Here is a 15,226-nt window from a genome sequence, read left to right as displayed (position 1 = left end):
CAAAACGACCCGAACACAAAGATGAGCACACACCATGCGTAAGATTTTGATCGTTGACGATGACCAGAAAACCCGGACCCTGTTAAAGGCCTATCTGGAAAAAAATCAGTACGAAGTCAAGCTGGCACATAACGGTGAAGCTTTTCTGGCGGAGTTCCAGCGCTATGTCGATGAGTTGTCGCTGGTCATCCTGGATGTGATGCTGCCCGATACCGACGGTTTTGCGTTGTGCAAAATCGTCCGGCGTCGTTCGAACGTGCCGATTATCATGCTCACGGCCAGCTCGGATGAGACCGACCGCGTGGTCGGGCTGGAACTGGGGGCCGATGACTATATGGCCAAGCCCTACAGTCCGCGCGAACTGCTGGCGCGCATCAAGGCGATCCACCGCCGCATGGGCGTCGATCATGCCGCGCCGCCGCGCTACTACCGTTTTCTGGGCTTCACACTGGATACCGTGGAGCGCACCGTGCTCGACGCCGATCGGCAGGCGGTGGCGCTGACCGGCCTGGATTATCAGTTGCTGAAATATTTTGTCGAGCATCCGGGCGATATTCTCGACCGCAGTGTGTTGTGCGAAGAAACCCGCGGGCGCGATGCGGGGCCGCTGGATCGTTCGCTGGATGTGCAAATCAGCAAGCTGCGCGTGCGCCTGAATGACGATGGCAAGTCGCCGCAACTGATCAAGACGGTGCGCGGTGCGGGTTACGTGTTTTCTGCCGACGTCGTCGTCTCCGATACCTGAGCCATGCCGGAACGCGCCTCCCACCGTCGGCTTGCCACCCGCTTTCTGGCGTGGGCGTTACCGCATTCCTTACTCGGGCAGTTATCGGTGGTGATGGTGCTCGGAGTGCTGGTGACGCAGTTGGTCGGCGGCTTGATATGGGCGGCCCAGTTGCGTACCAGATCCGAAATCGAAACCAGGATCGCGGCGCAGCATCTTGGGCACAGCGCCGCCAGCGCGATTCGGTTTTTCAAAAGCTTGCCCGCGAACTACCGGCCGCTCATGATCCAGCAATTGCGCGAAATGGGCGGCACCCGTTTTTTTGTCAACGCGAATGATGCGCCGCTTCAGATTCAAGCGATAGGCGATAACGTGCTGGCCGACATGGCCAGCCAGACTGTCCTCAAAACGCTCAGGGAAGACTTGCCGTTTTTGCCCGAATTTCGACTGGTGTTCGCCTGGCCGGATGAGTTAACCGTATCCGATGACGGTCTGAAAGTTGCCGACCTGCCGGATAGCTGGGTCCAGCATATTTTGCTGATCAAGCCAAATCCGGCGCCGGTACTGGTGATCCAGACCCAGCTCGAACCGGGCAAGTGGCTGTATCTGGCGGCGCTGATGCCGAATCCGTATTTTCTGGAAAGCAGCAGTCCGTTGTCGCCGGATCGGCTGGTGCTGCAGGCCTTGTCGTTGGCTGCGGTGTTGCTATTGTCGATATTGGTCGTGCGTTGGACCACGCGGCCGTTGGCGGCTTTGTCGGATGCCGCGGAAGCTTTCGGGAAAGGTGAGACGGTACCGGCATTGCCGGAAACCGGCAGTCGCGAGTTTGTCAAAACGGCGCGCGCCTTTAGCGCCATGCGCGAACGGATAAAGCGTTATCTGGAAGACCGGGAGCGACTCTTTGCGTCCATTTCGCACGATTTGCGCACGCCGATTACGCGCCTGAAACTGCGCACGGAATTGCTCGATGACGATGCCTTGCGTGCCGATTTCCATGAGGATCTGGATGAACTCGACATGATGGTGAAGGGCGCGTTGCAGTCGGTAAAGGATAGCGATATCCACGAAAACCGCACGGAGGTCCGGCTCGATGCGCTGATCCACCGGATGATCCGCGACGCCCGGATGGCCGGACATGAGGTGGCGTTCGTCGACGCGGGACTGACAGTGATGGCGAAACCGCTGGCACTCAAACGCGCGCTTGGCAACCTGTTCGACAATGCGCTGTTTTACGGCGAAAAAGTGGAGATTTCAGTGCGCCAGGTGACCGCGCGGTCTGGCGATCAGGTGACCGATAACATCCAGATCCAGATCCGCGATCACGGGCCCGGTGTGCCGGAAGAGGCCTTCGGCAGCCTGTTTCAGCCGTATCTGCGACTCGACCATGGACGCGCTCAAAACGCCGGCGGGATGGGGCTCGGGCTCGGGATTGCCCGCAATATCGTGCAGGCGCACGGCGGCGAGTTGTTATTGGCGAATCATCCTGACGGCGGACTGGTGGCGACGATTGTGCTGCCGCATACTTGAGCGTTGGTCGGGCGGATGATCCCGATCACACTCATTGCCTGGCATCCGTATCCTTGTACATTTCCACGCTTTGCGCCACCAGCGAGTAACCGGCATCGCCCATCTCGGTGGATGACGGCTTGACGTTCAATACGCCGCTGATCCAGACCGCATCCATGGTGCGCACGCCTTTGACGGCCTTGAGGCTATTCACATGAATGATCTGATTCGCCGGTGGTGGCGGCACGTGGATGCAGCCGCCGAAGTAGGGCACCAGCAGAAACTCTTTCAAGGCTTCGCCTTCGCGGTCGAGCGACACGACGAAGCCGGGAATCCTGATCGACTTGCCGTTCATGGCGGGATTGACCGGCGCGTTCTTCCAGTATTCCCTGGCCTTTTGCAGCGCCTCATCGGCGCGCGGATCGGCATCGTCGAGTTTGTCGAGATTGATCCCCTTGAACGGCTTCATCGGGTCCCAACTGGCGGGGGCGAGTTGTTCCCATTTGATTTCCTGAAAGGGCGATGCAGTGGCCGGTGTGCCTGGCTTTGATGCCACCAGCGGGGCCTGTTGCAGACGATCCCCGACCTTGTATCCACCGTCCTGGGCGGCCGCTTGTGCGGCTGCCGATGCTTTCAGCGCTGCTGTGGCATGGCGCTCGGCATAAATATAGCGGCCCACTGTTCCGGTGCCGAGACCGGCGATGACGATCGCCACTATCCATAAAAACATCTTCATAACTTTACCTTAAACTCTGGGCGTCAAGCCGTCCGACAAACTCAAGCGATAGGCGCGCAAGCCGGGCAGCAGACTAGCGATCAAGCCGCCAATCACGGTCCATAGCAGTAACTCCAGCTCTCCAGCGGTCGGTAGGGCAGGATGCAACGCGATACCGAATTGCGAGGATAGCAACGGCCCCAGCAGCAGGATGGCGACATTCAATAACACGATCCCCAGCAGCACACCGATCAGCATGACGACAAAGCCTTCCAGCGCCAACAGGAAAAAGATATCGATCGGGTGGGCACCGACTGAGCGCAGGATCGCTAACTCGCGCCGCCGTTCGCCAAGACTGGCAAGGATAGATGATACCAGTCCGGCCAGTCCGACCACGACCACCATGGCCGAGACGGCCAGCAGGGCTTTTTCGCCGATACCGACGACTTGCCACAGTTCATCCAGCGCCACGCCCGGCAATACCGCCATCTGCGGATCGTCCTTGTCGCCGGCGATGGCGCGTTGCACTGCAAATACGCTGGCGCGGTTCTTCAGACCGACCAGCACGGCGGTGACCGTCTTCGGCGTCAGGTCGAATTTTTTGACCAGCTCGGATGGAATCACCAGGCCCTTGATGGGCGCGCCAGCCTCCCAGTCGAGATGTATCGCTTCCATCGCGTCCAGCCCGATGTGCACGGTGCGATCGACCGGCGTGCCGGTGCCGGCCAGAATCCCGCTGACCACGAACGGTTTATCGGCGTGCTCGGTCAGATGGACGCCACTGCCGTGACTGAGGGTGATTTTGTCACCGATTTTGTAATGCAGTTGTTGCGCTACTTCGGCGCCGAGCACGGTGTCAAACACATCGTGAAACGGCTGGCCGCCCTGGAAACGCAGCGCTTGCTTGTCGTCGTAATGAAAATGCGTGAAATAGTCGCCATTGGTCGCCAGTACGGGAAAGCCGCGATGCGAGTCGCCCAGCGACAGCGGAATGGTCCATGCCACGGCGGGATTGTGCGCCAGTTTTTGTGCGCTGTCCCAGCCGATATTGTTGGTGGCGCCGCCGATGTGAAAGATTGCATACAGCATCAGCTGTACCGAACTGGTACGGGCGCCGACCACCAGGTCGGTACCGGACACTGATTGCGAAAAGCTCTCGCGCACATCGTGGCGGATACGCTCGATTCCCAGCAGCAAGGTGGTCGATAGTGCAATCGCCAGCAGGATCAGTCCTAACGTAAACCGGCGGTTCCAGGCGCTGCGCGCGGCCAGTCGGATCAACATGTTCATGCCTGATCCTCAAGGTGTGCGGCATGATTCAGTTCATTCAATGCCAGCCGATGACTGAAATGCGACGCCAGGCGCTGATCGTGACTGACGAACAGCAAGGTAGAGCGTGCCTGTTCGCATTCACGCTGTACCAGATCCAGAAAGCCTTGCTGGCGGTCGGCATCCAGTGCCGAGGTCGGCTCATCGGCGACGATGATCTCCGGTTGGCCGATCAGCGCACGGGCGGCGGCAACCCGTTGTTGCTGACCTATCGATAGCTGTGTCACGGGTTTGCTCCACAACGACGGTACCAGGTCGAGACTGCGCAGCAACGACTCGGCAGCGCTGCGCAAGGTCGCGCCTTGCGTCAGCGCGCGTTGCCGTCGATAGCGCGAAAACTGGCACGGCAGCAGCACATTGTCCAGAATCGACAAGTACGGAATCAGATTGAACTGCTGGAAAACAAAGCCGATGTGATCGACCCGGAACTGGTCGCGCGCCGAAGCGGAAATGCTGTGGAGTTCGGTGCCGAGTATCGTAATGGTTCCGAGTTGCGGCACCACGATGCCGCCGATCAGTGCCAGCAAGGTGCTCTTGCCGCTGCCGCTGGGTCCGGAGATAAAGACCTGATCCTGGCGCTCCACCATGAATGCGTCCATTTGCAAGGTTGGCGCAGGCTGACCCGGCCAGCTGAAGGACACATCCTGTAGATGAATGACAACTTCGGTCATGACGCTGAACTCATATTGTTACCAGGAAATAAGGGTGGCTGATGGCAGCAGCTTGGCCGCCAGCTGTTTTTTGGAGGTAACCATTTGCACGTCGATTTGCTGAAAACCCTTGAATTGCGTAAACAGCCTGACGTCGATACTTTGCAGGCGCTCAGGATGGGCGCACTGGAACACGAAATCGGCATCCAGGTCGGCATGTCCCGGTTCTGCGGGTTTGTCCGTTGCAACCGGTGTTGCCGGCTCTCCCAGCAATGCCGGATCAAGCGCGGCGGATACCAGCTTGACCGACGCCGGCCGACACTCGGCGGCGGGTGTTGTCACAAACACTTTTCCGGCATCGCGCAGTTGTCGCCCCATTTGCTGGGTGGCCTGACGATCCTTCACACTTTTGGCGGCATGTTCGAACCCTAACAGGTTCGCTAACGGGGTATCCAGGTGGAGGTTGACTTGCGACCCATCTATCGCCACGTCCAGCTTTCCGACACCGTGGACATGCGCTTCGTGGGCAATCGCGGGGGAGAATGCGGTGCAGAGCAGGGCGCTGACGGCCCAGCCGGAAAGTACTCGTTTCATGATGCCTTTCATGTTTTTTTTGATGCTGAGTTGCCGCAGGAGTGCACTGAATAATGTTCGATGTCGTCAGCCTGCAACAGTGTTGCATTATAAGTCGAAACCGCGATACTGCCGTCCGAAGAAATGTTTCAAATGGTGACGGGCATTGCGTTTTTTGCGGTTTGAGTTGCTAGGGCGCCAGCAAGGTATCCAGCAGCCAGCCGCCAGCCTGCCCCAGCCCATGGCGCCGCGACCACACTGCGTCGACCTGAACGGTTTTGGGCCAGCCTCGCACTTGCAATTCCAGCAAGCCATCGGCGGCGAAGCGTTGCGCCAGCCAGCGCGGCAGCTCAGCCCAGCCGAATCCCAGTTCGGTCATTTCCAGTAACAGCAGGTAGCTGGACGACGACCAGCAGAGGCCGCGTCGGCGCTCGACGATGTCGTCCAGATACGTGTTGAGGCGCAGTTCACGTGCAGCGCGCAACATTTCCGTGGTCACGTGTGTAACCGCTGCCAGAGGATGACGCTTGCTCACATACAGTCCAATCTCAGAGCGTTCGGAAATGGACGCGAATCCGACGTCGGGCGGATAGTCCGGCTGCGCCCCAACCAAGCCAAGTTGAGCCCGACCCTCCTGTACCAAGGCCACCACGTCGGTGTGTTCGGCGATCATGCATTCGAGTTCCAGTGCGGGGTAGCGTTGCTCAAATTCCGTCAGGACGGATTCGAAACGATTCGACTGATACGTATCGGATAGCACCAGCGTGAGCGTCGGCTCCAGACCATCCGCCAGCCGATGCGCCGAACGCGATAGCCGGTCACCGGCATCCAGCACCTGCTGCGCATGAATCAACATCGCCTTCCCGTGTTCGGTCAGCGTCGGCCGGCGTGTGCTGCGATCGAACAGTGTCAGGCCCAGATCAATTTCCAGATTGGCGATGGCTTCGCTGACAGTCGATTGCTGTTTGTTAAGTTTGCGCGCCGCCGCCGAGAACGAACCTAGCGCGGCCGTTTCGACAAACATGAACAGGGATTCGAACGAATGTGACATGGGAGCGGCAGCTTAGGTTTGTGATGTATTTCAATATATCGGAAATTCCGATGGTTACTGCTTTTGTAGTATCCAAAAAACTGGAGAGAATAGCAAGCATCGGTTTTTCAATAAAGCTTAGGAGCTGATATGAGCAGGAACAAATCTTTCGCTGAACGTTTCTTCCATGCCCTGACCTTTGAGGTGCTGGCAATCATGCTCAGCGCTCCGGCCTTGTCATGGTTGATGGGCGTGTCGATGGCCGCTGCCGGTCTCCTGACCTTGATGATTTCACTGATCGCAATGGTCTGGAACATGGTCTTCAATACGCTGTTTGACCGGATCGCGCGGCACTTTAATCTGGTCCGCACATTTGGCGTGCGCGTCGTTCATGCGGTCTCGTTCGAGTTGGGACTGATCGTGACAGTGGTTCCGCTGGCAGCGTGGTGGTGGGACATGCGTCTGCTCGATGCATTCTTGCTCGATATCGGTCTGGTTCTCTTTTTCTTGCCGTATACCTTGCTGTTTAACCTGGGTTACGACAAGGTGCGCGAAGCAGTGCTGAAGGCGGATTACCGTGGGAAGTATTGACGCAAGTGGTATTGTGGTACGCGTTGGCTTTCTTGCCGGCCGGCTGTAATTTGATTGCAGCGGGTTATCTTCGTGCTCACCATGATGGAGCGTAAATGCCGATCCCGTACCTGAGGCAATTGACCGGAAAAGAGCGTACCCAGCAAGCTAATCGCCATCTGGCGTGCTTCCTGTCGTTTATTGCCGGTGCTATCAACGCCGGCGGCTTTCTGGCAGTAGGACAATATACCTCGCATATGTCCGGGATTATTTCCGCGATGGGCGATCATCTCGCGCTTGGCTCGGTCGGTCTGATGCTGGCCGGTTTGGCATCGTTGCTATTTTTCGTGTTCGGTGCCGCTTGTTCCGCAATCTGCATTAATTGGGGCAGAAAACGTCACCTGCACGGAGAATATGCACTGCCGCTGATGCTGGAAGCTGCATTGCTACTATTGTTCGGCCTGCTGGGCGGCAATCTGGAAAGTCACAAGTGGTTATTTGTACCCGTTACGGTGCTGCTCCTGTGCTTCATCATGGGCTTGCAAAATGCCATTATTACCAAAATCTCCAAGGCAGAAATTCGTACCACCCATATGACCGGGATGGTCACCGATATCGGCATAGAACTGGGCAAGATGTTTTATTGGAACAGTACCCGGCACGACCCCAAATACGCGGTCCGCGCCGATTTGGTCAAGTTGCGCTTGCTGGCAACCCTGGTTTTCCTGTTCTTCAGCGGTGGTTTTGTCGGCGCGCTGGGATTTAAAAACATCGGGTTTATCGCAACGGCGCCGCTCGCCGCGACCTTGATGGTGTTAGCGATTGTGCCGATTACCGATGATTTGCGGCAGGTGCTGCGCGATATCGTCCGCTGAGGAAGTTAATCAGGCTTTCGCGTGCGCGTAGACTCTGGCTTTTTCAGCATTCACCATCAACTGCTTCTGCGCCAACGTTAAATTCAGGATGGCGGTGTCGCCGGCAATCGCTGTGTACTCGGCATTGCGCACGGCCCTAAACGTCGCAAAGAAACCGTCGCCAGGCAAGCCGGTGTCTTTTCTTACCATGACAACCGAGTAGATCGCCTGGTCGTAATCCACGATGCCGGTACAGGCGGCGTCAAGCGTTGCATGGACTTTTTGCGCCGGGGTGTTCTTCGGGAATAGCGCATACAAGGCATTAAAAGCAACGCTGTCGCTCAAGATTGATGCTTTTTTAATAAGTTCAGTTATGGCAGGTAGTTGTGCTTCGATGATCACGGGATTCTCCGACAATAATTGGTGAGCCAGGGAGTTGCTGTTGGCTGGGGGGCGAATTATCCACTATAAATTGTGATGTAAGGATCTGTTTAATGCTGGATGTCGACGACATGGACACGCACAGCCATTTCCAGCCGGATGTCTTGAACAGCAGCGGTGGCTATTACGGCGTCTTGTCATGCATGCTGTTGCAGCAAGAATCCGGGCGGACTCCTGCTGCACGATGAGACTTCCGGTAACTGCTTTGGCTATCTAAATAGCAGAACTAATACGAGAATCAAGACGATGGTTCCGATGCCTATATACATTTGGATCTCCTTGCCAGGTGGATTCGCTTCTTGCTTGACTTGTCAGATGGGTTCCATGTCGGCCGTCATCATTACTTGGTGGTCAACGGCGGCATCGAACACGTATATGGATAGACGCGTGCCGGTGCATTCAAGGCGAATTAAGAATTAACTATAGTCCCTGAATCCAGGTCGCGAAGTAGGACGATTACTCATTACGACGTAGGAAAGGGGCCAGCCGGCCTGCTTTGATATTGCCTGGCGGGCGCTGAGTAACGTATCGACCGGGAGCGGCGTAGCGGATGATGCAGGGACCACCAATTCACGCAGCTACCGAGGCGAATCAACTGCACAGGTTCTCGGTTTTGTACGTGTGTCGTTTTTTTTCATATTGTTGCAGCTGTAAGAGAGTGTAAAAGCGTGACGACCAAATGTTGCTGTGCGATATAGTGAATGCGTCTCCTCCAATTCCCCCAAGGTTTGGATTCAGCCCGCCACCGCAAGGTTCGCGGGCTCTTTTTTGTGTTCAAGAGTTGGCGCAGTCGGATCGGCTGCGGTCTGGAACTTGACTTTGAAATGGCTGGACGTCACGAAGCGCATCGGCGTTGCCGATGGCGCGAAGAAGGGGAGTGCGGCAGGCGGCGCTAAATGCGCCGTACTGATGGGAAGTTGCGATGCCTGTTATTTTTCGTGAGCATGGCTTTGCTGAAAGCTGGTTCAGCATTAAGACGCTCAAGTCGATCGCGTTTGCCGGCTGTCAGCGATAAGCCGCAAGTGGATCGTAAGTGGAATTTGCGTTGGTATCGTCATCGCCCAAGTGCTTTTTGCCAGGCAGATCTTGCCACCGGCCGCGATGAAGTTGCCAGCCGTCGACGCATTGCTTCCATTCAGCATGCACGTAGTGTTGTCCTTCCCGGGCCAGTTCCCAGCCACCGGCCTGCCATGCATACCAGCCGCCGACATAGTTCCAGAATCCGGGAATCCACACCAGCCCGGCACGTGGGCTTGGCGTCGCTTCCGCCTTTGGCGGCGGCGGTGCATTTTTAAGAACGATGTCGATGCTTGCGGGGCATTTCTCTGGGAAAGATTTCACGACGGAAAACTTGCGGGCGATGATCGCAGCGATGCTGAGAGGAAGCTTCACGATGGATTCCTGGCTGTTTGGGTGATTCGATTATACGAACGCTGAATGCCAGAAATGTTTCTCGTATCTTTCGTTACATTTCTCTTGGTAACGTTACGTTTCAAGTTCTGTCCAGGCTGCCAGTAATTGAAGTTTGTGGTCAAAACATCATTATTTCCCTCGATCCAATAAAATTGATTTAAAGTAATGTTGTTGTAATTCAACTTTAATTGCCCGTAAATCAGAACACAGGACCGCTGCACATCATGTTAAATTTTTTCAAAAATATCTTTGGATCGGGTTCCGACGCAAAGCATAACGCTCCGACAAAGGTTTCCGAAATTGAGCTCAACACCATCCGTGAACTGGATATTCGCGCAGCCATAGCGGCGCATGAAAACTGGAAAGCCAGATTGACGGCCTATCTGTCAGGCGAATCTACCGAGGATTTACGTCCGGAAACTATTTGTTTTGATAACCGCTGCGAGCTTGGGAAATGGTTGTACGGGACGGGGCGAGAGCAGCTGGGCAAGTACACATCGTTCCAGCAACTTGTCGCTGAGCACAAGCATTTTCATTTCCACGCATCGAATGTAGTAAGCCTGACCCAAGCCGGGAAGGTCGAAGAAGCGGAAAAGCTGCTCGCAAACGGATTCAAGGTGTCCAGCGAACGTGTCGTCAACTTTTTGCGCGATTTAGCTTGAGTGCCGCACAAACGTTCGAAACTTAGTGGCGCGTTGTGGCTACAAGGCCAAGATAGTGCAGTTGCGTAGCGGATAGCGACTGCTTTCTCTCAATTGACGAGAACCGGTAGCATTGGCTATCTTTGCCCACAAGAAATCCGCGACGGGTCTTGACGACCTTGACATTTCCCTCGCCCGGCACATAGGCGACCGCTTCATTCGCTGTGTTAAGGGCGCTGGCCAGATGGAGGTGTCCATGGGCGACACGATAGCCGTCATGAACGCGAACGATCACAATATCAAAATCCATAATTTCTGTCTCCAGCCTTAAAGGCAATGGTTTTTATATTTTTTGATACGAGAAGGCGACAATACTCCTCATATATGACCGGAGCATGAAATTTGCCATCGCGTTCAGACGCGCTTCCGTCGCGTGGTTGGTGCCGGAGCTGTCGGTTGCGCAGGTATTTTTCCGCTTGCATGTTGCTCGTCACTCTGTAGGCAGTAGCCCCGCCTGCGCAACAACAGAGTAAACTACGCAGCACATTGTTTCGCATAGTGCGATTCGAGCAAACTTGCGAGTTATGACATGTCTGAAATACCTATTCCGTTATTTGCCGATTTAAACCTCAGCGAGCCGCTGTTACGGGTGCTGAAGGAAGTCGGCTATGAGTCTCCGTCGCCGATTCAGGCCGCCACGATCCCTATCCTGCTAGCCAATCGCGATGTACTTGGCCAGGCGCAAACCGGCACCGGTAAAACCGCTGCTTTTGCTCTACCCATCCTGTCCCGCATCGACCTCAAGCAAACTTCGCCGCAAGCCCTGGTGCTGGCGCCGACGCGCGAACTTGCGATCCAGGTGGCGGAAGCCTTTCAGCGCTATGCCGCGCATATTCCCGGCTTTCATGTGCTGCCTATCTACGGCGGCCAAAGTTATGAGCCGCAGCTCAGGGCATTGCGCCGTGGCGTACATGTGGTCGTCGGCACGCCCGGCCGCGTGATCGATCACCTGGACAAAAACACGCTGGATCTGTCGCAACTCAAAACGCTGGTGCTGGATGAGGCCGACGAAATGCTGCGCATGGGGTTTATCGACGATGTCGAAAACATCTTGCAGAAAACCCCGGAAACACGCCAGACGGCACTCTTCTCCGCCACCATGCCGTCGGTGATCAAACGCATCGCCAAGACCTATTTACGCGATCCCGCCGAGGTCGCTATTGCAGCCAAAACCGGCACTGCCGACAATATTCGTCAGCGCTACTGGTTAGTCAGCGGCATGCATAAGCTCGACGCGCTCACGCGTATCCTGGAAGCCGAAACGTTTGACGGCATGATCATTTTTTCGCGTACCAAATTGGGCACCGAAGAATTAGCCAGCAAATTGCAGGCGCGCGGCTTCTCTGCGGCGGCGATTAATGGCGATATCGCACAGCAACAACGCGAACGCACCATTCAGCAGCTAAAGGATGGCCGGATTGATATTCTGGTCGCCACCGACGTGGCAGCGCGCGGCCTTGATGTGGAACGCATCAGCCACGTGATCAATTACGATGTGCCCCACGATCCGGAAAGCTATACCCACCGTGTCGGCCGCACCGGGCGCGCCGGTCGCAGCGGCGAGGCGATTTTATTTATTACCCCGCGCGAAAAAAATCTGCTCAAGGCCATCGAGCGCGCTACCCGCCAGCCGGTAGCACCCTTGGTATTGCCGAGTATTCAAGCCGTCAACGATGTGCGTATTGCCAAGTTCAAAAATCAAATCGGCGAGATTTTGTCCCTCGGCGAACTGGATCAATTTCAATCCATCGTTGAAGAATATGAGCGCGAGAATAATATTCCGGCGATTGAAATTGCAGCGGCACTCGCCAAAATGGCGCGCGGCAGTGTGCCGCTATTGCTGGATAAAAATCAGCGCGAGCCACAAAGTACGACCTCCTGGTCGGATGAAAGGCCTGCACATGCGGGTAAGTTTGATCGCTCCGAACGTAGCGATAGAGGCGAGCGCTCGGACAGGTTTGAGCGCAGTGAGCGCCCGGAGCGTAGCGATCGTCCTGCTTTCGCCAAGAAAGAGCGTGTCGAGCGCGCAGCCGATGTCGGCATGCGGACTTACCGAATTGAAGTTGGTCATACACACGGTGTCAAGCCCGGCAATATTGTGGGTGCGATTGCTAACGAGGCGGGGTTGGACTCTAAAAATATCGGCCGCATTGAAATCTTTGATGACTACAGCGTACTGGATTTGCCGGATAGCATGCCAGCCGAACAGCTCGAACATCTCAAAACTGTGTGGGTAGCAGGGCAGCAGCTACGCATCAGCCGCGATGGCGAGCATGCGGATGTATCCGCTAAATCAGCTGGAACGAAAGCGTCTTTTGCCGCAAGCAAGGCAGGCGACGGCGCAGGCGAGCGCTCGGATAAATTTGAACGCAAAGAGCGCCCGGAGCGCAATGATCAAATTGCGCATCCCGATCTGCCCAAGAAGGAGCGCAGCGGTCGCAAAGCAGACGTCGGTATGGAAAGTTTCCGAATCGAAGTAGGTCATGAGCACGGTGTTAAAGCCAGCAATATTGTCGGGGCCATTGCCAACGAGGCCAGCCTGGACTCCAAATATATCGGCCGCATCGAAATATTCGATGACCACAGTACGCTGGACTTACCGGAAGGCATGCCGAAAGAGCTTCTTGAACATCTGAAAACCGTGTGGGTGGCGGGACAGCAGCTACGCATCAGCCACGCCGGCGAGCGTTCACAGGCAACCGACAAGTTCGCCGGCAAGAGCAAGCCTTTCGCTGCCCCGAAGACAGGCGGCGATCGCAGGGTGGGCGAAAAGCTGGGTGACAAGCCTCCGTTCAAAAGCAAAAGCGATTTTAGTAATCGCGCCGATGCCGGCAAGCCTAAACCCAAGCCGCATCGCAAAGGTCCGAAGCCTGCGTAAGGTTGGAACATGCTTTTTGTTGTTAAAAAATCCCTTGATTTCAAGGGATTTTTTTTCGCAACCAGCCTTGGGATGCGTGCATCGTCCCCATTCATCTGGTTTTGCTAAAAGCGTTCGCTCAACACCGCGTGCCTAAGCGGGTATCGGAAGCCGGCTCGATGATTTGATTTCGCGCATCGCGAGGCTTGAGTGGATCAAACTGATTCCGGGCACGACGCGCAGCACATTCTCAACAAAATCGCTGTAGGCATCCAAGTCCTCCGCCACCACCTGCAGCAAGTAATCCGCCTGGCCGGTGACTTTGTGGCAGGACAACACTTCCGGATGCGCCAGGATCACTTCCTCGAAATGTTTAGTCGAGACATCCGTCACAACGAGGAAGCTCAATTGGACGAAAGCCAAGACATCCAGGCCGAGTTTGCGGCGATCAAGATTCGCCTGGTAGCTGGTGATGAAGCCGTCTTCTTCCAGCCGCCTTAATCTCCGCCAGCAGGGCGTAACGCTTAACGAAACATGCTCAGCCAGTTTGGGATTGGACATGGTGCCGTCCTGCTGCAAAAGACGCAAGATAGTCCGATCAGTGTCGTCCAGATCATATTTTAGTTTCTTGCTACTCATTTTTCGCCATTATTTAGTTTGTTATGCTCAAATCATAGCTTCTGGTGCGCCAATAAAGCAAAGTAATTCCATCTCCCCGGCGTCATAATAATCCCAACTTCTACCTCCTCTGTCTTGCCAATATGCTCACTATATATAGCAATAATCATCGCCTGCATCATGGCACTGAACTGAAAGATGGCGTCTTGAAACCCAGTGTTGAAATGCCGGGCCGCGCCGACACGGTGTTGGCGCGCGTTCGGACTGTCGGTTTGGGCGACATCATTGGGCCGCGTGACTATCCGTCTTCCTCATACAGTTCCGTCCACAGTGCGCGCTATGTCAATTTTCTTGAGAATGCATGGGCCGAATGGGGCGCCATTGGGCGCTCGCATGACGCATTGCCGCTGATCTGGCCGGTACGCGATATGCGCAGTGACATCGAACCCGAGCATATCGATGGCAAGCTGGGCTTCTACGCGATGGATGCCGGTGTGCCGATTACAGCCGGCACATGGGAAGCGGTCCGAACCAGCGCCAACCTTGCGTTGACAGGCATGGAGGCAGTAGCCGCCGGTGCAGCCAGTGCTTTTGCCTTATGCCGCCCGCCGGGACATCATGCCGCAGCCGAATACATGGGCGGTTACTGCTATCTGAACAATGCCGCGATTGCGGCACAGGGCTTCATTGCCAAGGGGGCCAAACGGGTGGCGGTCATCGATGTCGATTATCACCACGGGAATGGTACGCAAAGCATCTTTTACGATCGCGCCGACGTGCTGTTCATCTCGCTGCATGGCGATCCGAAAAACTCGTATCCGTATTTTCTCGGCCATCGGGACGAGCAAGGCCACGGCGCCGGTGTCGGCTTTAACCACAACTATCCGCTAGCGCACGGTACCGCCTGGGATACCTACAGCGTCGCGCTGGCCGATGCCTGTAGCAGGCTGGCCGCGTATGCGCCGGATGCGATCGTGGTGTCGCTCGGCGTGGATACTTTCAAGGACGATCCCATCAGCCAGTTCAAGCTGGAAAGCGACGATTACCTGCGCATGGGTGAACGCATTGCCGGCGTAGGCAAGCCAACGCTGTTCGTCATGGAAGGCGGCTACATGGTGGACGATATCGGCGTGAATGCAGTCAACGTGTTGCTGGGCTTTGAAGGCCGCTGAGCACGCGTTTCAGCATGGGCGCTACTGCTGGCGCAATGTGCGCCATCCAGGAAGGACGCGTCGTCCAATCCCG

General features: G+C 55.9%; 17 protein-coding genes and 1 pseudogene. 9 read left to right on the top strand and 9 right to left on the bottom strand.

Annotated features, from left to right (window positions below; genetic code table 11):
- Positions 1 to 34: 34 nt before the first annotated feature.
- Both AC3CHX_RS17905 and AC3CHX_RS17900 read left to right on the top strand, forming a co-directional pair.
- On the top strand, positions 35 to 745 hold the full coding sequence (locus AC3CHX_RS17905; protein WP_488629379.1) for a response regulator: 711 nt from the start codon (positions 35 to 37) through the stop codon (positions 743 to 745).
- 3 nt (positions 746 to 748) lie between these two features.
- Complete coding sequence (locus tag AC3CHX_RS17900) at positions 749 to 2,251, top strand: ATP-binding protein (RefSeq protein WP_488629378.1); 1,503 nt, start codon at positions 749 to 751, stop codon at positions 2,249 to 2,251.
- A 31-nt stretch (positions 2,252 to 2,282) separates the two neighbouring features.
- Here AC3CHX_RS17900 and AC3CHX_RS17895 read toward each other — a convergent pair whose 3' ends face one another.
- The 5 genes from AC3CHX_RS17895 to AC3CHX_RS17875 all read right to left on the bottom strand — a co-directional run bounded on the left by AC3CHX_RS17895 (position 2,283) and on the right by AC3CHX_RS17875 (position 6,548).
- A complete protein-coding gene (locus tag AC3CHX_RS17895; protein WP_488629377.1) occupies positions 2,283 to 2,966 on the bottom strand; it encodes a DUF3299 domain-containing protein in 684 nt (227 codons plus the stop codon).
- Between the two features lie 9 nt (positions 2,967 to 2,975).
- Positions 2,976 to 4,235 carry an ABC transporter permease gene (locus tag AC3CHX_RS17890; RefSeq protein WP_488629376.1) on the bottom strand — a complete coding sequence of 420 codons (1,260 nt, stop codon included), beginning with the start codon at positions 4,233 to 4,235 and terminating at the stop codon, positions 2,976 to 2,978.
- Positions 4,232 to 4,945 (bottom strand): ABC transporter ATP-binding protein, encoded by a 714-nt coding sequence (locus tag AC3CHX_RS17885; protein WP_488629375.1) that lies wholly within the window; start codon positions 4,943 to 4,945, stop codon positions 4,232 to 4,234. The genes AC3CHX_RS17890 and AC3CHX_RS17885 overlap by 4 nt, the downstream gene beginning before the upstream one ends.
- 18 nt (positions 4,946 to 4,963) lie before the next feature.
- Positions 4,964 to 5,518, bottom strand: coding sequence for a DUF2796 domain-containing protein (locus tag AC3CHX_RS17880; protein ID WP_488629374.1), 555 nt, complete (start codon positions 5,516 to 5,518; stop codon positions 4,964 to 4,966).
- A gap of 169 nt (positions 5,519 to 5,687) precedes the next feature.
- Positions 5,688 to 6,548, bottom strand: a complete 861-nt coding sequence (locus tag AC3CHX_RS17875) for a LysR family transcriptional regulator (protein ID WP_488629373.1) — start codon at positions 6,546 to 6,548, stop codon at positions 5,688 to 5,690.
- 129 nt (positions 6,549 to 6,677) lie between these two features.
- Between AC3CHX_RS17875 and AC3CHX_RS17870 the strand changes: the two genes are divergently transcribed.
- Entirely contained in the window at positions 6,678 to 7,118 is a 441-nt protein-coding gene (locus AC3CHX_RS17870) for a multidrug/biocide efflux PACE transporter (protein WP_488629372.1), read from the top strand.
- Between the two features lie 95 nt (positions 7,119 to 7,213).
- Positions 7,214 to 7,945: pseudogene (locus AC3CHX_RS17865) on the top strand (YoaK family protein); the annotation flags it as partial.
- A 36-nt stretch (positions 7,946 to 7,981) separates the two neighbouring features.
- On the opposite strand, the gene AC3CHX_RS17860 reads toward AC3CHX_RS17865, so the two are convergent.
- The gene (locus AC3CHX_RS17860; RefSeq protein WP_488629371.1) at positions 7,982 to 8,296 is read right to left on the bottom strand and encodes a hypothetical protein; all 315 of its coding nucleotides are present in this window, start codon (positions 8,294 to 8,296) and stop codon (positions 7,982 to 7,984) included.
- Between the two features lie 149 nt (positions 8,297 to 8,445).
- Between AC3CHX_RS17860 and AC3CHX_RS17855 the strand changes: the two genes are divergently transcribed.
- Positions 8,446 to 8,580: a hypothetical protein gene (locus AC3CHX_RS17855; protein WP_488629370.1), complete on the top strand. Its 135-nt coding sequence runs from the start codon at positions 8,446 to 8,448 to the stop codon at positions 8,578 to 8,580.
- 631 nt (positions 8,581 to 9,211) lie between these two features.
- A complete protein-coding gene (locus AC3CHX_RS17850) occupies positions 9,212 to 9,334 on the top strand; it encodes a hypothetical protein (RefSeq protein ID WP_488629369.1) in 123 nt (40 codons plus the stop codon).
- Positions 9,335 to 9,397: 63 nt separating this feature from the next.
- Here the strand turns inward: AC3CHX_RS17850 and AC3CHX_RS17845 are convergent, their stop codons facing one another.
- Positions 9,398 to 9,784 carry a YXWGXW repeat-containing protein gene (locus tag AC3CHX_RS17845; RefSeq protein ID WP_488629368.1) on the bottom strand — a complete coding sequence of 129 codons (387 nt, stop codon included), beginning with the start codon at positions 9,782 to 9,784 and terminating at the stop codon, positions 9,398 to 9,400.
- A 245-nt stretch (positions 9,785 to 10,029) separates the two neighbouring features.
- On the opposite strand from AC3CHX_RS17845, the gene AC3CHX_RS17840 reads away from it, so the two are divergent.
- A complete protein-coding gene (locus AC3CHX_RS17840; protein ID WP_488629367.1) occupies positions 10,030 to 10,467 on the top strand; it encodes a CZB domain-containing protein in 438 nt (145 codons plus the stop codon).
- Between the two features lie 22 nt (positions 10,468 to 10,489).
- Here AC3CHX_RS17840 and AC3CHX_RS17835 read toward each other — a convergent pair whose 3' ends face one another.
- Complete coding sequence (locus tag AC3CHX_RS17835; protein WP_488629366.1) at positions 10,490 to 10,756, bottom strand: hypothetical protein; 267 nt, start codon at positions 10,754 to 10,756, stop codon at positions 10,490 to 10,492.
- A gap of 279 nt (positions 10,757 to 11,035) precedes the next feature.
- Between AC3CHX_RS17835 and AC3CHX_RS17830 the strand changes: the two genes are divergently transcribed.
- Positions 11,036 to 13,384: a DEAD/DEAH box helicase gene (locus AC3CHX_RS17830; RefSeq protein WP_488629365.1), complete on the top strand. Its 2,349-nt coding sequence runs from the start codon at positions 11,036 to 11,038 to the stop codon at positions 13,382 to 13,384.
- A gap of 132 nt (positions 13,385 to 13,516) precedes the next feature.
- Here AC3CHX_RS17830 and AC3CHX_RS17825 read toward each other — a convergent pair whose 3' ends face one another.
- Entirely contained in the window at positions 13,517 to 14,002 is a 486-nt protein-coding gene (locus AC3CHX_RS17825; protein ID WP_488629364.1) for an Lrp/AsnC family transcriptional regulator, read from the bottom strand.
- 122 nt (positions 14,003 to 14,124) lie between these two features.
- On the opposite strand from AC3CHX_RS17825, the gene AC3CHX_RS17820 reads away from it, so the two are divergent.
- Positions 14,125 to 15,153, top strand: a complete 1,029-nt coding sequence (locus AC3CHX_RS17820; protein ID WP_488629363.1) for a histone deacetylase family protein — start codon at positions 14,125 to 14,127, stop codon at positions 15,151 to 15,153.
- The last annotated feature ends 73 nt before the right edge of the window (positions 15,154 to 15,226 follow it).

Source organism: Glaciimonas sp. OK215, assembly GCF_057787885.1.
Note: the sequence above shows the minus strand (reverse complement) of the source record. Positions and strands in the feature narration are given on the sequence as shown.

What these genes read in the sequence shown, in the direction of transcription:
- AC3CHX_RS17905 (WP_488629379.1), top strand. Translation starts at nt 35, where the DNA reads ATGCGTAAGATTTTGATCGTTGACGATGACCAGAAAACCCGGACCCTG.
- AC3CHX_RS17900 (WP_488629378.1), top strand. Translation starts at nt 749, where the DNA reads ATGCCGGAACGCGCCTCCCACCGTCGGCTTGCCACCCGCTTTCTGGCG.
- AC3CHX_RS17895 (WP_488629377.1), bottom strand. Translation starts at nt 2,966, where the DNA reads ATGAAGATGTTTTTATGGATAGTGGCGATCGTCATCGCCGGTCTCGGC.
- AC3CHX_RS17890 (WP_488629376.1), bottom strand. Translation starts at nt 4,235, where the DNA reads ATGAACATGTTGATCCGACTGGCCGCGCGCAGCGCCTGGAACCGCCGG.
- AC3CHX_RS17885 (WP_488629375.1), bottom strand. Translation starts at nt 4,945, where the DNA reads ATGACCGAAGTTGTCATTCATCTACAGGATGTGTCCTTCAGCTGGCCG.
- AC3CHX_RS17880 (WP_488629374.1), bottom strand. Translation starts at nt 5,518, where the DNA reads ATGAAACGAGTACTTTCCGGCTGGGCCGTCAGCGCCCTGCTCTGCACC.
- AC3CHX_RS17875 (WP_488629373.1), bottom strand. Translation starts at nt 6,548, where the DNA reads ATGTCACATTCGTTCGAATCCCTGTTCATGTTTGTCGAAACGGCCGCG.
- AC3CHX_RS17870 (WP_488629372.1), top strand. Translation starts at nt 6,678, where the DNA reads ATGAGCAGGAACAAATCTTTCGCTGAACGTTTCTTCCATGCCCTGACC.
- AC3CHX_RS17855 (WP_488629370.1), top strand. Translation starts at nt 8,446, where the DNA reads ATGCTGGATGTCGACGACATGGACACGCACAGCCATTTCCAGCCGGAT.
- AC3CHX_RS17840 (WP_488629367.1), top strand. Translation starts at nt 10,030, where the DNA reads ATGTTAAATTTTTTCAAAAATATCTTTGGATCGGGTTCCGACGCAAAG.
- AC3CHX_RS17835 (WP_488629366.1), bottom strand. Translation starts at nt 10,756, where the DNA reads ATGGATTTTGATATTGTGATCGTTCGCGTTCATGACGGCTATCGTGTC.
- AC3CHX_RS17830 (WP_488629365.1), top strand. Translation starts at nt 11,036, where the DNA reads ATGTCTGAAATACCTATTCCGTTATTTGCCGATTTAAACCTCAGCGAG.
- AC3CHX_RS17825 (WP_488629364.1), bottom strand. Translation starts at nt 14,002, where the DNA reads ATGAGTAGCAAGAAACTAAAATATGATCTGGACGACACTGATCGGACT.
- AC3CHX_RS17820 (WP_488629363.1), top strand. Translation starts at nt 14,125, where the DNA reads ATGCTCACTATATATAGCAATAATCATCGCCTGCATCATGGCACTGAA.